The following is a 13,101-nucleotide window of genomic DNA, read 5'->3' on the forward strand; positions in this document are numbered from 1 at the left end:
CGATAGGCTGAGGGATCAGCTTCATTTGCTGACCAGGTCACGCAAGTAAGCCCAGGGGTAGATCCCGCGCTCATGCCCATCGCTGAACACCAGCTGCACGCCATACCCCTGCGAGGTAATCCGCTCCACACGCACATCGTCGCGCACCAGGCTGATCGCACCCGACAGGCGCGCCGCACGGCATTGTGAGCAAGGGCAGGCACCGCGCAAACGGGTATGGCTGAGGCTGTGTTCGCCGTCTTCCCATTGCAGCAGCAACTGCCCTGGCCCGCCCAAGTTGCGAATGGCTTGCGGGGCGTTCATCAGGCAGCCCCGCGCAGTTGCGCCAGGGCAATCCGCACCGCCTTGCGCACCTCGGGGTCGCTGTCGGCCTCGGCGGCCTGCAGCACCGGCAAGGCACGCGCCTGGCCCAGCTCGCCCAGCGCCAGCGCCGCTTCCTTGCGCAGGTTGGCAATGCCATGGCCAAGCAACGCGCCAAGCGTGTCCAGTGCAGCGGCATAGCGCAGCCGCCCCAGTGAGCGCGCTGCCCGCAGGCGGACCTGCCAGAAGTCATCGGCAAGGGCATCCACCAGCGCCGGGCCTGCTTGGTCCTGACCGACTTTGCCTAACGTGGTGGCGGCTTCCTCGCGCACTTGCCAGGCCTGGTCAGCCAATGCCGCCACCAACGCAGGCAACACCGAGTTGTCCCGGGCAAGACCCAGCGCGCCGATGGCCGCGCGGCGCACCTCGGTGTCCGGCTCGGCCTCGGCGAGCGCTGCCAGCGCCCGCAACGCCGGCTGGTGCTTGAGCCAGCCAAGAATGCCCACTGCCTCACGCCGTACGGCGGCGTCGTCATCGGCCAGCGCCAGCAGCGCAGGTTCGGCAGCATCCTCCAGGCGCAGCTCGCGCAAGGCTCGCAGGGCACTGGCGCGGACGAAGGCATCGGCGTGCTGGACCCATGGCAGGATCAGCTGGCCGGCTTCAACGCTCTTGAGTTCGCTGAGGCTCTGCGCAGCTGCCAGGCGTACAGGCTCGGCAGCATCGGCCAGCGCAGCGCACAAGGCTTGCACAACTTCGGGTTCTTCCCAGGCCTCAAGCAGGCGCGCGGCCTCGGCACGCACCTCGTCGGCGGCGTCCACCAGCAGGGCATCGGTGAGCCAAGGCAAGCCATCCGGGTCTTCCAGGTCGGCCAGCTCGATCAGGGCGATGCGGCGCACGCCAGCGTCGGTGGCATCAAGGCGAGGCAACAGGGCAAGAATGTCGGGGTTGTCAGTCGTTCGGTCAGTCATAGCGCGATCCGTAGCGGTGGGTGGTCAGTGGTCGGCAGCCCCAGCGGGGTCAGACGCGGCAGTTCGCGGCCTTCCTCGTGGCGCAGCAACGCCAGGCAGTGACGCTTGAGGTGAGTGAATTCAGGGCTGGTCAGCAGGCTGGCGCGGCGTGGGCGCGCAAAGTCCAGGCGCAGGTCCTCGATAAAGCGACCGGGGCGCGGGCTCATCACCAGAATACGGTCCGCCAGGAACAGCGCTTCGTCGATATCGTGGGTGACGAACACCACGGTGGTGCGGATGCTGGCCCAGATATCCAGCAACAGCTCCTGCATGCGAGCACGGGTTTGCGCATCCAGCGCGCCGAAAGGTTCGTCCATCAGCAACAGCCGTGGGCGGTTGATCAGCACCCGGGCAATTTCGGCCCGCTGCTGCATACCGCCGGACAGCTGGTTGGGCCAGCGCCCGGCAAAATCGGCCAGCCCCACCAGCTGCAGCATTTCGCGCGCCTGCCGGTGACGTTCGGCGCGGCCCTGGCCCTGCATCTTCAGGCCGAAGGCCACGTTGTCGAGTACGCTACGCCAGGGCAGCAAGGTGTGATGCTGAAATACCATGCCCCGCTGCGGTGACGGCCCGGCAACGGGCTGGCCGTCCACGTTCAGCTGGCCGCTGCTGGGCACCAGGTGCCCGGCCAGGGCGCCGAGCAACGTCGACTTGCCACAACCGGAGGGGCCGAGGATGCAGACGAACTCGCCCGGCGCCACGGCAAAGTCCAGCCGCTGCACCGCCTCGAACGCTTCGCTGCCGTGCCCCAGGCGAATCGACAGGCCACGACCATCTATACGCCCAGGCGCCTGTTGATAACTGTTCATCAACTTGCCCTCCGCGTGCGGTACCACGGCGTGGCCAGCGCCCCCAGGTGCTTGACCAGGGCGCTGCTGCCCATGCCCAGCACGCCGATCAGCAGCATGCCGACAATGATGTCCGGGTAGTTTTGCAAGGTATAGGACTCCCAGGTGTAGTAGCCGATGCCGAACTGCCCGGAAATCATCTCGGCAGTGACCAGGCAGAACCATGACGTACCCATGCCGATGGCAAGGCCGGTGACGATGCTCGGCAACGCCCCAGGCAACACCACTTCGCGCAGGATCGCCCAGCGCCCGGCGCCGAGGCTGCGCGCGGATGCGACCAGGCGCGGGTCGACAGCTTCAACGCCGTGCACGGTGTTGAGCAGGATGGGGAACAACGCACCGGTGAAGGTGATGAACACCATCGACAGTTCCGACGACGGGAACATCAGGATCGCCAGCGGGATCCACGCCACCGCCGGAATCGGCCGCAGCACTTCCAGCGGCGGCAGCAGGGTGTCTTCCGCCCATTTCGAGCGGCCGATCAGCAACCCCAGGGCCACGCCAACCAGTGCCGCAGTGGCATAACCGGCAAATACCCGCGACAGGCTGCTGCCCAGGTGCGCCAGCAGGGTGCTGGAGGTCAGCAACTGCCAGGCAGCGTCCAGCACCGCCTTGGGTGTGGGGACATAGGTGAACGTCAGCAGACCAAGGTCCAGTTTCACGCTTGCCGCCACCTGCCAGAACAGCAGGCAGGCCAGCAGCGACGCCAGGCGCACCGGCCAGCGCTTGAGATTGCGGGTCATGTCGGTGCCTCCCGGTCAGCGCTGGGCGACCAGTTTCTGGTTGGCGCTGACGAAGTCCAGCGCCTCGCCACCATGGGCCTTGGCATACTGCTCGGCCTGGTCCTTGAGCAGGAACGCCGCCAGCTCGCCTTTACCGTTGCGCACGAACCAGGCCTGGTTGGCCAGCAACTTGATGCCGCTGTCGGCGGCCTGGGCGTAGATGGCGCGGATGTCCTTGCCCTCCTGCTCCAGCTGGGCCAAGGCACCAAGGGCGGCCTCCGGCGAAGCGTAGTGGCGGACCTTGTCTTCACCGCGCACCCAGATCTGCGCCAGGCGGCTGAAGTCGGTGATCGGCTTGCCGGTCAGCGCGTCATTGGCCTTGAGTGGCAGCGGGTCGTAGTCTTTCAGCGCCTTGTCGTAGTCCAGGCCAGCCTCTTTGAAGGCGGCACGGATGTACTGGTCGTCGATGAACTTGTCGGTGTCCAGACCACGGTCGGTCTTTTTCAGCAGCTTGAGCGTATCGATGGACGTAGCCACTGCCTGGCGGTATTCAGGCTTCCAGGTCAGGCCGCGGGTCTGCAGGCCGAGAGGGCCGTGGAACAGGTAATTGACCTCGGCTTCGATCCCCGTGACCTTCTCGATCAACTCGCTGTACTTCTCAGGCTGCGCAGCGATCAGGCGGTCGGCTTCAAGGCTGGCGCGCAGATAGGCGGTGACCACTTCCGGGTACTTCTTCGCGTAATCGGCATCGACCAGGGCACCATGGAAGGTCGGTGCGTTGGCCTGGGCGCCATCGTAGATCTTGCGGGCGAAGCCGCGGTTGGGGAACAGCTCGGCGAACGGCACAAAGTCGGCGTGGGCTTCGATGCGGTTGCTGCGCAGGGCGGAGCCGGCGATTTCCGGCGCCTGGGCGATGATCCGCACATCCTTCTGCGGGTCCCAGCCCTGAGCGGCGACGGCGCGCAACAGCATACCGTGGGCAGTGGAGGCGAACGGCACGGAAATGGTCTTCCCCTTGAGCTCCGCCAGCGACTGCACGCTGGAGGCGGCGGGCACGACGATGCCGTTGCCGCTGCCATGCACACTACCCGACAGCACACTGATGAACAGGCTGCGCTTGCCGGCATCCAGGTGCGCGACGCCGTTGAACGACCCCGGGAAGTCGGCCATTGCGCCGAAGTCGAGCTTGCCGGCGACCATTTCGTTGGTCAGCGGCGCACCGCTGGTGAAGTTCTTCCACTCGACCTGGTAGGTAGCGTCCTTGTACTTGCCGTCGTGCGGCAGGTACTTGTCCAGCAGGCCCAGCTCACGTATCAGCAGGCCACCGGTGGCGCAGTTGATGGTGGTGTCCTGGGTGCCGATGGCGATGCGTATGGTTTCGGCGCTGGCGTTCAGGCCAGTGAGCGCCAGCGCGAGGCCGGCCACGGTTGCAACAAGGCGCATGGGTGTTTCCCCTCGAATCGTTATAAGAGTTGGCGTCGTCTCCGCCGCCCGGCTTGGGTGGTGGGAAACGAGGGGCACAGCAGGAGGGCGTCCGGTGGTTCGCCGGATGGCAGGATGAATCAGCGCAGCAGGTACGGGATGTCGACCTTTACCGCGCCGGTAGGGCAGTCCTTCTCGCAGGGCATGCAGTACCAGCATTCGTCGAAAGCCATGTAGGCCTTCTGCGTGGCCGGGTTGATCGCCAGCAGGTCCATCGGGCAGACCTCGACACACACGGTGCAGCCTTTTTCGGCGATGCATTTGTCTTCGTCGATGGTGACCGGGGCGCTGCTGCGGAAGAAGATTTCTTGCGGCTGGTAGGCCATTTCACGGAGTCCTTGGGGCCTGTGGCCCTCGTTAAATTCGGCAAATCGCTGTTTTTTGTAGGAGCGGCCTTGTGTCGCGATAGGGCTGCGCAGCAGCCCCAAGTGTTTGCACCGTTGCTGAAATCCTGGGGCCGCTCTGCGGCCCGTTCGCGACACAAGGCCGCTCCTACACACGCGATGCACGTCGCCTAGGCTGCCTCAGCCTTCACCCGCAACCGGTCATAGGCGGTCTGCTCATCGGCATCCAGGGCGATCAGGTAGGGTTCGACGGCCTTCTTGAAGCTGGTCATTTCACCGTTCTCGCCCTTTTTCAGGTGGCAATGGCAAAACCACTCGCCATCGTTGCGTTCAGGGAAATCCACCCGGTGGTGGTACAACCCCCAGCGGCTTTCCTTGCGGAACAGCGAGGCGCGCGCCGCCATCTCGGCGCAATCGCGAATCACCGACACTTCCATCGCACGCATCAGTTCATGGGGGTTGCTGGCCTTCATCTGCTCAAGGTCCCGCTCAATCTCGGCAAAGCGCGCCAGGCCGATCTCCATCTTCTTGGTCACCTTCGGCGGCTGCAGGTAGTCGTTGACCATGCGCCTGAGCTTGTACTCGACCTGGGCTGGCGGCAGCCCATGCTCACGCTGCAGCGGGGCGAACACCCGCGCGCGCTCGCGTTCGACCTGCTCGGCATCGACCTCGGCGAGTTCGCGCCCGGCCACGTACTGCGCGGCATTCACACCGGCAAACCAGCCATAGGTAAAGGCGCCGAGCATGTAGTTGTGCGGCACCGCAGCCATGTCGCCCGCGGCATACAGCCCCTTGACGCTGGTCTCGGCCTTTTCATTGACCCACACGCCCGACGCCGAATGCCCAGAGCAGAAACCGATCTCGGAGATATGCATCTCGACCATGTGCTGGCGGTAGTCGGTGCCACGCCCGGCGTGAAACTGGCCACGGCTGGGGCGCTCGTTGCTGTGCAGGATCTCTTCGATGTTCTGGATGGTCTCTTCGGCCAAGTGGTCCAGTTTGAGGAACACCGGGCCATTGCCGCCCTCGAGCTCCTGGTGGAACTCCCACATCATCTGGCCGCTCCAGTAGTCGCACTCGATGAAGCGCTCGCCCTTGCTGTTGGCGGTGTACCCACCCAGCGGGCCGGTGACGTAGGCACAGGCCGGGCCGTTGTAGTCCTTGATCAGCGGGTTGATCTGGAAGCACTCGAGGTTGGCCAGCTCGGCGCCTGCATGGTAGGCCATGGCGTAGCCGTCACCGGCGTTGGTCGGGTTCTCGTAGGTGCCCATCAAATAGCCTGACGACGGCAGGCCCAGGCGCCCGGCGGCGCCGCAGGCAAGGATCACCGCCTTGGCCCGCACCACCCGAAACTCGCCGCTGCGGCAGTCAAAGCCCAGCACACCCGCGGCGGCGCCTTCGCCATCGAGCAGCACACGGGTGCAGACCATGCGGTTGCTGATCTCCACCCGGGCACGCTTGAGCTGGCGGTACAACACCTTCTTGATGTCGTGGCCTTCGGGCATGGGCAGCACGTAGGCGCCCATGTGGTGAACCTTCTTCACCGCGTAGTCGCCCGTCTCGTCCTTCTCGAACTTCACGCCCCAGCGGTCGAGTTGCTCGATGGTTTCAAAACTGTGGGTTGCGTAGGCATGCACGGTGGCCTGGTTGACGATGCCGTCATTGGCTACGGTGATTTCCTTGGTGTACTGCTCGGGAGTGGCGTGGCCGGGGATGATGGCGTTGTTCAGCCCGTCCATGCCCATGCTGATGGCACCGCTGCGCTTGACGTTGGCCTTGTCCAACAGCAGCACGCGCAGGCTTTTGTCCTGCTCCTTGGCCTTGATCGCCGCCATCGGCCCGGCGGTGCCGCCACCAATGATGATGATGTCGTAGTCCTGGGTCTGGATGCTCATGCCTTGCCCCCTTTCTGGCGATCAATGCGCAGGCGGTACTGGAAGGCATCGCCGCGGTAGTAAAGGTGTTCGAAGTCCAGCGGCGTGCCGTCGGCAGCATGGGTCAGGCGCTCGATGCGCATGATCGGCGAGCCTTCTTCAACATCCAGGGCCTGGGTCAGGTCGCTGTCGGCCAGCACCGCATCGATGGCCAGGTCGGCGTGGCCAAGGGCGATGCCGCAGTCGTTTTCCAGCAGCAGGAAGATGTCGCGGGTGACCAGGTCGGCCTTCTCCAGTTTTTCGCCGACGGCCTTGGGCAGCCAGGTCAGCTCCAGCGATACCGGCTCGCGGTTGATCAGCCGCACCCGGCGGATCTCGGTCACCAGGCTACCCTCCTCGACCTGCAGCCGGGCGGCAACCAATGCGTTGGCCGGCACATGGCGGAAGCTGCGCAGGCGGTTGATCACTTCGTAGCCCATCTGCGTCATCGACTCGCCCAGGCCCTGCAAGGTACTGACGTTCTGGAACGCCTTGGGCTTGGCGACGAATGTGCCTTTGCCGTGGATCTTGAAGATCAGCCCTTCCTTCTGCAGGTCGCCCAGCGCCTGGCGCACGGTGATGCGGCTGACGTCGAAGGCCTTGCCCAGTTCGCTTTCAGACGGCATGCGGCTGTGCGGTGGATAAGTGCCGTCGAGGATGCGCTCGCGCAGCAGGTCCTTGAGCTGGGTGTAGAGCGGTACCGGGGACAGGGGGAGCAGTTCGGCCATGGGATCTCTTCGCTGATCGATGACTTGTTATAACAAGTTGTGACCAGAAGATAGTGGGCATAAGCGGGCCAAGGCAAATATTCATTTCGCATATGGATAGATGCAATCCTGGTTGTCGGTGCTGACAACAGAGGAAAAAAGGCTACAGATCAAGGCGATGGACGCCACCGATTCAGATGGGTATCATGCGTGCGCGTTGCACTCGTAGCTCAGCTGGATAGAGTACTGCCCTCCGAAGGCAGGGGTCGTGGGTTCGAATCCCGCCGAGTGCGCCATATCAAAAAAGCCCTGGGCGTTGGCCCGGGGCTTTTTCGTTTGTGCGACATGTCGCGTTTCTGGTACTCCCGTGCCACGGGTCATTGGTGTTAGCGTGGGCGTCTTCCCGTTTTCTGACGGGTAACCCATGACAATGACTGGCGAAGGAATGCGCGCAACCATGCACCTGAAAAAACTCACCGCCACCACCCTGCTGCTGGCCAGCATCGGCCTGTTCACCCAGCCGGCCCAGGCCAACCTCACCCAGCAGCAGTCCGCTGCCATCGTCAAAGCCTTCGACGGCAGCAACCCAAGCGACTTCAGGCAGTTTCTCGGCAAGCTCAAAGGCAGCGAGCAGGCCAAGGCCGACAACCTCGAGGCAACCCTCGATGCCTACCTGGCCAACAAGCCATTGGCCGCCGAGCAACAAGACGAGATCAACCGCCTGCTCGGCCTGTATACCCGCATCAAGTATGGCAAGGCCGCTACCGAAACCCTGCGCGAACTGGTAGCCATCCCCACCTTCAACATCGAAGGTACGCCGCAGTACGAGAACCCCGAGTTCCTCAAGATTGCCGACAAGATCAAGGCCCTGGCCGACAGCTTCGGCCTGGCCTTCCGCAACATCGACAACCGGGTGTACGAGATTTCGCTCGGCAGCGGCAAGGAAGTGATCGGCATCCATGCCCATGCCGACGTCGTGCCGGTCAACCCGGACAACTGGAAGCTGGCCGACGGCACGCGCCTGGACCCGTTCAAGGTCACCCTGGTCGGCGACCGCATGTACGGTCGCGGCACCGAAGACGACAAGAACGGCATCGTGGTGGCAATGTACGCGCTGAAAGTGGCCAAGGACGAAAACCTGCCACTCGCCCGGCAGTTCAAGCTGCTGATCGACACCACCGAAGAAACCAGCGGTGACGCCATCCCCTACTACTTCGAACGCAACCCTACCCCCGACTACAACCTGGCCCTGGACGGCGGCTACCCGGTGGTGATCGCCGAAAAGGGCTACGGCACGGTCATGGCCAGCTTCAGCAAGCGCCAGGCCAGCGGCAATGGTGCTGAAATCGTCAACCTGACCGGCGGCCTGGCCACCAATCAGATCCCGACCACATCGGTAGCCACCCTGAACGCCGACAACCCTGCACAGCTGGCCAAACACCTGCAGCAGGCTGGTGCCAAATACGTGAAGCAGCATGGGGGCGACTTCAGCATCGACGCCAAGGCCGATGGCAAACAGGTACTGCTCACCGTGACCGGCGTTTCTGCCCACTCCTCGGAGCCGGAGTCCGGGGTCAACCCGGTAGCGCGCATGCTCGACTTCATCAATGGCCTCGGCCAGCAGGTGCCGCTCAAGCACAACCACTTCACCGACGCCGCCCGCTACGCTGCCGACAACTGGGGCCTGGACTACCTGGGCAACAAGCTGGGCATGGCGTTCAAGGACGCGTTCATGGGCCCGCTGACTGCATCGCCGACCTTTGTAGGGGTGGATGACAAAGGCCTGAAACTGGCGGTGAACCTGCGCATTCCCAAGGGCAAGCCGATTGCCACGATCAAGGACGAGCTGGCTGGCAAGCTGGGCAACTGGACCCATAAGAGTCATATATCGGTGGCATTCGACTACAGCCTGGATGAGCCGATGTACCGCAACCCCGAAGGCGAATGGGTCAAGGCCTTGCTGGCTGTGGCCAGCGAGAACCTGGGCATGAAGCATGAGTTCGGTACCTCGGCCGGTGCAACCTCGGTGCACGACCTGCCCAACGGCGTGCAGTTCGGCCTTGCCATGCCGGATGTGAAATACACCGGGCACAACGACAATGAGTTCAAGACCGTGGAGCAGTTCATGCTGGACCTGCAGGTAGTGAGCGAAATGGTGGCGCGGATCGGGCAGATGCCGAAGCTTTGATGGGCAAGGCCGGCCTCTTCGCGGCTAAAGCCGCTCCCACAGGGAACGCACAGGTTTCGAAGACAGTGTAATCCTGTGGGAGCGGCTTTAGCCGCGAAGAGGCCGGCACAAGCGAACACCCATGACGTTTTTCAATCGACTCAATGCCGTTTCCTGCATTGCCGTGCAGAGCGCCGTGCCGGATGCTTTAGTTACTCCGAGACAGCGCTTTTTTCACCCGCAGAGGCCCGTATGAAGACCGTCGAACAAATCCTCAAGACCAAGTCCCAGCACCAGACCGTTTACACCATCGGCCCGGATGACTCGGTGCTCGACGCCCTGAAAATGCTGGCGGAGAAAAACGTCGGTGCGTTGCCCGTGGTCGAGGGCAACCAAGTGGTGGGTATCGTCAGTGAACGGGACTATGCGCGCAAACTGGTACTCAAGGGCCGCTCTTCCGCCGCCACCCCGGTGCGCGAAATCATGAGCGCACCCGTGGTCACCGTGGAGCCCAAGCAGAAGCTCGATTTCTGCATGAACCTGATGACCGACCGCCACCTGCGTCACCTGCCGGTGGTCGACAACGGCAAGCTGCTCGGCCTGCTGTCGATCGGCGACCTGGTCAAGGAAACCATCACCGAACAGGCCAGCCTGATTCAGCAACTGGAGCAGTACATCCGCGGCGAATGAAGCCCCTTAGTGGTAGGCGCGCTCCAGCTCGTCCAGTTGATGGTCGAAGCTGCGCAGGCGCGCCGACCAGGTGTACACCAGCACCTCCAGGTCACGGTTGAGCACAGCAGTATTGCCATTACCACTGCAGGTGGGCTCGCCAAGGTCCAGCTGGTAGCGTTCACGGGCCATGGCCTGGGCCACGCTGGAGAGGTCGCGGGCGTTGGCCAGCCAATGGTGATGGTGGTCATGGATTTCACGGTCGAGTACACGGCACTGGCGCTTCAGGGCATCCAGGCTTTGCTCCAGCGGTGTGCCCTTGAGCTCGCCCATGACCTCTTCGAACGTGCGCCCCGAATGCCAGTAGCTGCCCCAGAAATAGCGGTCGAATACCGTCTCGACGCGGCGTAGCGCCACCTTGGTGTCCCAGATGGTGAGCAACGTTCGTCCCTGAATAACTTCGCGCTTGTTCAGGTGCAACTGTTGCCAGGCGATCCAGGTCAGCGCCACCAATACCACCGCCACCGTGACAGCGGCAGCCGCATACAGGAAGTGCACCGCCTGGTTCATCTGTTGCGTTTGCCTGATGCCATAGAAGTAACTGGCCGTCAGGGTGCCCAGGATCGTCACGGAGCACCAGAAACCTGGTGCATAGGGATCTTTCATCGCGCTATCCCCTTATTGTTTTCCTGAGCATAGCAACGGCCAATCACTCGTCAGGTGCCGCTCGGCGCTTTATTTTTTGCGGGGATGCAGCGCCTCGTTCAGCTGGTCGATCATGGGTATCCAGTCAGCGTCGGCGGTGTAGCTTTCCTTGAGAAAGGCTCGTTGAGAGTCGTTCCAGAATGGCGCATCCACCAATTTCACATCTTCATCGAGCGGTGAATGGGTGGTGATGAAACGATCGATTTCTACCGGGTCGTCGGGAAGACCCAGTTGCTTGAAAATTTCCGAAAATGGATGAATCGGCTTGTCCATGGTTCCTCCTGGGCACCAGCCTGGTCATCGACGACGCCAGACTGGTATGGGTTGAGAGCATCAGCACAGCTCGCGCACTTCGGCGTGCGGCACCAATTTCATGTACTGCTCCATGCTCATGTGGATCAGGTGATCGTGGTCACCCGCCTCCAGGTAGACATCGCCTTGGCGAGTAAGACTCGGATCAAGCAGCATTTTTATCTGGTAGGCGTCGCCAAGGGCCGGCACGGCGCCCCGCTCGCAGTCACCGAACAGGCTCGGCAGGCCGCTTTCGCGGGTCAATTGCCAGGCCCCGGACATGCGCACCTTGGTCATGTCCAGATGCCGGTTGGCCGGTAGCACGGCCATGATGTAGTTGCCATGCCGGTCATCGAGCATCACCGACTTGGCGACCCGCTCGGCGGGCACGCCGGCCGTACGGGCCGACTCCAGGCTGGTGGCCGAGTGTGGATGGGGAATGATGTCGTAGTCGCAGTTGGCCTTGTCCAGGCGGGCCTGCAGGGTCTTTGCCATACGCATGATGCACCTCCGGTTTCGCCCCCAATCTCCAATTTTAGGCCGGGTAGCGGCAGGCAGGGCTAAACTTGCGTAATAGGGGCAAACGAGGTGACGACAGGTGATCGCCCGCTGCTGGCGCTGGCTGTTGCTGCTGTTGCTGCTTGGCATCACGCCAGGTGGCCAGGCAGCGCCCGGTGCGGTGTGGGTGCTGGGCATCGATGATGCCATCGGGCCGGCCAGCGCCGACTACCTGGTACGTAGCCTCGACCAGGCCCAGGCCCAGGGCGCGCAACTGGTGGTGATCCGCATGGACACCCCCGGTGGCCTGGACAGCGCCATGCGCCAGATGATCAAGGCGATTCTCGCCAGCCCCGTGCCGGTTGCCACCTATGTGGCCCCCAGCGGTGCCCGCGCTGCCAGCGCCGGCACTTATATTCTCTACGCCAGCCATGTTGCCGCGATGGCCCCCGGGACCAACCTGGGTGCCGCCACGCCCGTACAGATTGGCGGCCCCCCAGGTGCGCCCAAAGACGACGAGGCCAAGGGTGGCGATGATGAAACCCTGGCCCGAAAGCAGGTCAACGACGCCGCTGCGTACATCCGCGGCCTGGCGCAGCTGCGCGGGCGCAATGCCGATTGGGCGGAGAAGGCCGTGCGCGAGGCCGTTAGCCTCTCTGCCAGCGAAGCCTTGCGGCTGAATGTGATCGACCAGGTAGCCGACGACCTGCCCGCCCTGCTGCGCAAGCTCGATGGCAAAACGCTAGAGGTCGCTGGCCAGCCACACCAGCTGAACACCGCCGGCGCCAGCCTGGTGGAACACCCGCCGGATTGGCGCACACGGGTACTGGCAGTTATCACCAACCCCAGCGTGGCGCTGATCCTGATCATGATCGGCGTGTACGGCCTGTTGTTCGAATTCATGAGCCCCGGCTCTACGGTGGGGGGTGTGGTCGGCGGCATCTGCCTGCTACTGGCGCTGTACGCCCTGCAGCTGTTGCCGGTGAGCTTCGCCGGGGTGGCGCTGATCGTGCTGGGCATCGCCTTCATGATCGCCGAAGCCTTCCTGCCCAGTTTCGGCGTGGTCGGGTTTGGCGGCATCGTTGCCTTTGTGGTCGGTGCGCTGATCCTGATCGACACCGACGCACCCGGCTTCGGCATCCCGCTGGCCTTGATCGGTACCCTGGCAGTGCTCTCGGCGCTGTTGATCGGCGGCGTGCTGGGCATGGCCCTGAAGGCACGCCAACGGGCGCTGGTCAGCGGTGACGCCGGCCTGGTCGGCAGCCTGGTCCCCGTCACCCAGGTGATGGCAGGCAACCCGTTCCGTGGCGTGGTACTGGCCCAAGGCGAGCAATGGCAGGTGCAGTGCGCAACGCCGCTGCACGCTGGCCAAAACGTGCGGGTGACCGCGCGCCATGGCGTGATGCTGGACGTGAGCGCCGCCGCGCCTGCGGCGCAAGGAGAATGAC

14 protein-coding genes and 1 tRNA gene are annotated in these 13,101 nt (G+C 63.6%); 4 read left to right on the forward strand and 11 right to left on the reverse strand.

Going from position 1 to position 13,101, the window contains the following annotated elements:
* Positions 1 to 21 precede the first annotated feature (21 nt).
* The 8 genes from ABI582_RS11020 to ABI582_RS11055 all read right to left on the reverse strand — a co-directional run bounded on the left by ABI582_RS11020 (position 22) and on the right by ABI582_RS11055 (position 7,344).
* On the reverse strand, positions 22 to 303 hold the full coding sequence (locus tag ABI582_RS11020; protein ID WP_442119189.1) for a DUF971 domain-containing protein: 282 nt from the start codon (positions 301 to 303) through the stop codon (positions 22 to 24).
* A complete protein-coding gene (locus ABI582_RS11025; protein ID WP_442119190.1) occupies positions 303 to 1,268 on the reverse strand; it encodes a HEAT repeat domain-containing protein in 966 nt (321 codons plus the stop codon). The genes ABI582_RS11020 and ABI582_RS11025 overlap by 1 nt, the downstream gene beginning before the upstream one ends.
* Positions 1,265 to 2,116 (reverse strand): ABC transporter ATP-binding protein, encoded by an 852-nt coding sequence (locus tag ABI582_RS11030; RefSeq protein WP_442119191.1) that lies wholly within the window; start codon positions 2,114 to 2,116, stop codon positions 1,265 to 1,267. Before ABI582_RS11030 ends, ABI582_RS11025 begins: the two co-directional genes overlap by 4 nt.
* Entirely contained in the window at positions 2,116 to 2,898 is a 783-nt protein-coding gene (locus ABI582_RS11035; RefSeq protein WP_442119192.1) for an ABC transporter permease, read from the reverse strand. Before ABI582_RS11035 ends, ABI582_RS11030 begins: the two co-directional genes overlap by 1 nt.
* A gap of 15 nt (positions 2,899 to 2,913) precedes the next feature.
* The gene (locus ABI582_RS11040; protein WP_442119193.1) at positions 2,914 to 4,320 is read right to left on the reverse strand and encodes an ABC transporter substrate-binding protein; all 1,407 of its coding nucleotides are present in this window, start codon (positions 4,318 to 4,320) and stop codon (positions 2,914 to 2,916) included.
* Positions 4,321 to 4,439: 119 nt separating this feature from the next.
* Positions 4,440 to 4,685: a 4Fe-4S dicluster domain-containing protein gene (locus ABI582_RS11045; protein ID WP_008096634.1), complete on the reverse strand. Its 246-nt coding sequence runs from the start codon at positions 4,683 to 4,685 to the stop codon at positions 4,440 to 4,442.
* Between the two features lie 188 nt (positions 4,686 to 4,873).
* Positions 4,874 to 6,598, reverse strand: a complete 1,725-nt coding sequence (locus ABI582_RS11050) for a fumarate reductase/succinate dehydrogenase flavoprotein subunit (RefSeq protein ID WP_442119194.1) — start codon at positions 6,596 to 6,598, stop codon at positions 4,874 to 4,876.
* Positions 6,595 to 7,344, reverse strand: a complete 750-nt coding sequence (locus ABI582_RS11055; protein ID WP_132842733.1) for a GntR family transcriptional regulator — start codon at positions 7,342 to 7,344, stop codon at positions 6,595 to 6,597. The genes ABI582_RS11050 and ABI582_RS11055 overlap by 4 nt, the downstream gene beginning before the upstream one ends.
* 198 nt (positions 7,345 to 7,542) lie before the next feature.
* On the opposite strand from ABI582_RS11055, the gene ABI582_RS11060 reads away from it, so the two are divergent.
* The 3 genes from ABI582_RS11060 to ABI582_RS11070 all read left to right on the forward strand — a co-directional run bounded on the left by ABI582_RS11060 (position 7,543) and on the right by ABI582_RS11070 (position 10,180).
* A tRNA-Arg gene (locus tag ABI582_RS11060) sits at positions 7,543 to 7,619 on the forward strand.
* 161 nt (positions 7,620 to 7,780) lie between these two features.
* Positions 7,781 to 9,511 (forward strand): dipeptidase, encoded by a 1,731-nt coding sequence (locus ABI582_RS11065; RefSeq protein WP_442119195.1) that lies wholly within the window; start codon positions 7,781 to 7,783, stop codon positions 9,509 to 9,511.
* Positions 9,512 to 9,742: 231 nt separating this feature from the next.
* The gene (locus ABI582_RS11070) at positions 9,743 to 10,180 is read left to right on the forward strand and encodes a CBS domain-containing protein (protein ID WP_043200239.1); all 438 of its coding nucleotides are present in this window, start codon (positions 9,743 to 9,745) and stop codon (positions 10,178 to 10,180) included.
* A 6-nt stretch (positions 10,181 to 10,186) separates the two neighbouring features.
* Here the strand turns inward: ABI582_RS11070 and ABI582_RS11075 are convergent, their stop codons facing one another.
* From ABI582_RS11075 to ABI582_RS11085, 3 genes are all read right to left on the reverse strand, one after another.
* A complete protein-coding gene (locus ABI582_RS11075; RefSeq protein ID WP_442119196.1) occupies positions 10,187 to 10,825 on the reverse strand; it encodes an NADH:ubiquinone oxidoreductase subunit N in 639 nt (212 codons plus the stop codon).
* A 69-nt stretch (positions 10,826 to 10,894) separates the two neighbouring features.
* Positions 10,895 to 11,137 carry a DUF2789 domain-containing protein gene (locus ABI582_RS11080; RefSeq protein ID WP_016484357.1) on the reverse strand — a complete coding sequence of 81 codons (243 nt, stop codon included), beginning with the start codon at positions 11,135 to 11,137 and terminating at the stop codon, positions 10,895 to 10,897.
* Positions 11,138 to 11,197: 60 nt separating this feature from the next.
* Positions 11,198 to 11,656 (reverse strand): aminoacyl-tRNA deacylase, encoded by a 459-nt coding sequence (locus tag ABI582_RS11085; protein WP_016484356.1) that lies wholly within the window; start codon positions 11,654 to 11,656, stop codon positions 11,198 to 11,200.
* A 97-nt stretch (positions 11,657 to 11,753) separates the two neighbouring features.
* Here ABI582_RS11085 and ABI582_RS11090 point away from each other — a divergent pair, with 97 nt between their 5' ends.
* Positions 11,754 to 13,100: an NfeD family protein gene (locus ABI582_RS11090; RefSeq protein ID WP_442119197.1), complete on the forward strand. Its 1,347-nt coding sequence runs from the start codon at positions 11,754 to 11,756 to the stop codon at positions 13,098 to 13,100.
* The last annotated feature ends 1 nt before the right edge of the window (position 13,101 follow it).

This window comes from Pseudomonas sp. SAS7, from assembly GCF_052112345.1.
GTDB lineage: Bacteria > Pseudomonadota > Gammaproteobacteria > Pseudomonadales > Pseudomonadaceae > Aquipseudomonas > Aquipseudomonas putida_Q.

What these genes read in the sequence shown, in the direction of transcription:
- ABI582_RS11050 (WP_442119194.1), bottom strand. Translation starts at nt 6,598, where the DNA reads ATGAGCATCCAGACCCAGGACTACGACATCATCATCATTGGTGGCGGC.
- ABI582_RS11085 (WP_016484356.1), bottom strand. Translation starts at nt 11,656, where the DNA reads ATGCGTATGGCAAAGACCCTGCAGGCCCGCCTGGACAAGGCCAACTGC.
- ABI582_RS11025 (WP_442119190.1), bottom strand. Translation starts at nt 1,268, where the DNA reads ATGACTGACCGAACGACTGACAACCCCGACATTCTTGCCCTGTTGCCT.
- ABI582_RS11070 (WP_043200239.1), top strand. Translation starts at nt 9,743, where the DNA reads ATGAAGACCGTCGAACAAATCCTCAAGACCAAGTCCCAGCACCAGACC.
- ABI582_RS11075 (WP_442119196.1), bottom strand. Translation starts at nt 10,825, where the DNA reads ATGAAAGATCCCTATGCACCAGGTTTCTGGTGCTCCGTGACGATCCTG.
- ABI582_RS11080 (WP_016484357.1), bottom strand. Translation starts at nt 11,137, where the DNA reads ATGGACAAGCCGATTCATCCATTTTCGGAAATTTTCAAGCAACTGGGT.
- ABI582_RS11055 (WP_132842733.1), bottom strand. Translation starts at nt 7,344, where the DNA reads ATGGCCGAACTGCTCCCCCTGTCCCCGGTACCGCTCTACACCCAGCTC.
- ABI582_RS11065 (WP_442119195.1), top strand. Translation starts at nt 7,781, where the DNA reads ATGCACCTGAAAAAACTCACCGCCACCACCCTGCTGCTGGCCAGCATC.
- ABI582_RS11030 (WP_442119191.1), bottom strand. Translation starts at nt 2,116, where the DNA reads ATGAACAGTTATCAACAGGCGCCTGGGCGTATAGATGGTCGTGGCCTG.
- ABI582_RS11035 (WP_442119192.1), bottom strand. Translation starts at nt 2,898, where the DNA reads ATGACCCGCAATCTCAAGCGCTGGCCGGTGCGCCTGGCGTCGCTGCTG.
- ABI582_RS11020 (WP_442119189.1), bottom strand. Translation starts at nt 303, where the DNA reads ATGAACGCCCCGCAAGCCATTCGCAACTTGGGCGGGCCAGGGCAGTTG.
- ABI582_RS11040 (WP_442119193.1), bottom strand. Translation starts at nt 4,320, where the DNA reads ATGCGCCTTGTTGCAACCGTGGCCGGCCTCGCGCTGGCGCTCACTGGC.
- ABI582_RS11045 (WP_008096634.1), bottom strand. Translation starts at nt 4,685, where the DNA reads ATGGCCTACCAGCCGCAAGAAATCTTCTTCCGCAGCAGCGCCCCGGTC.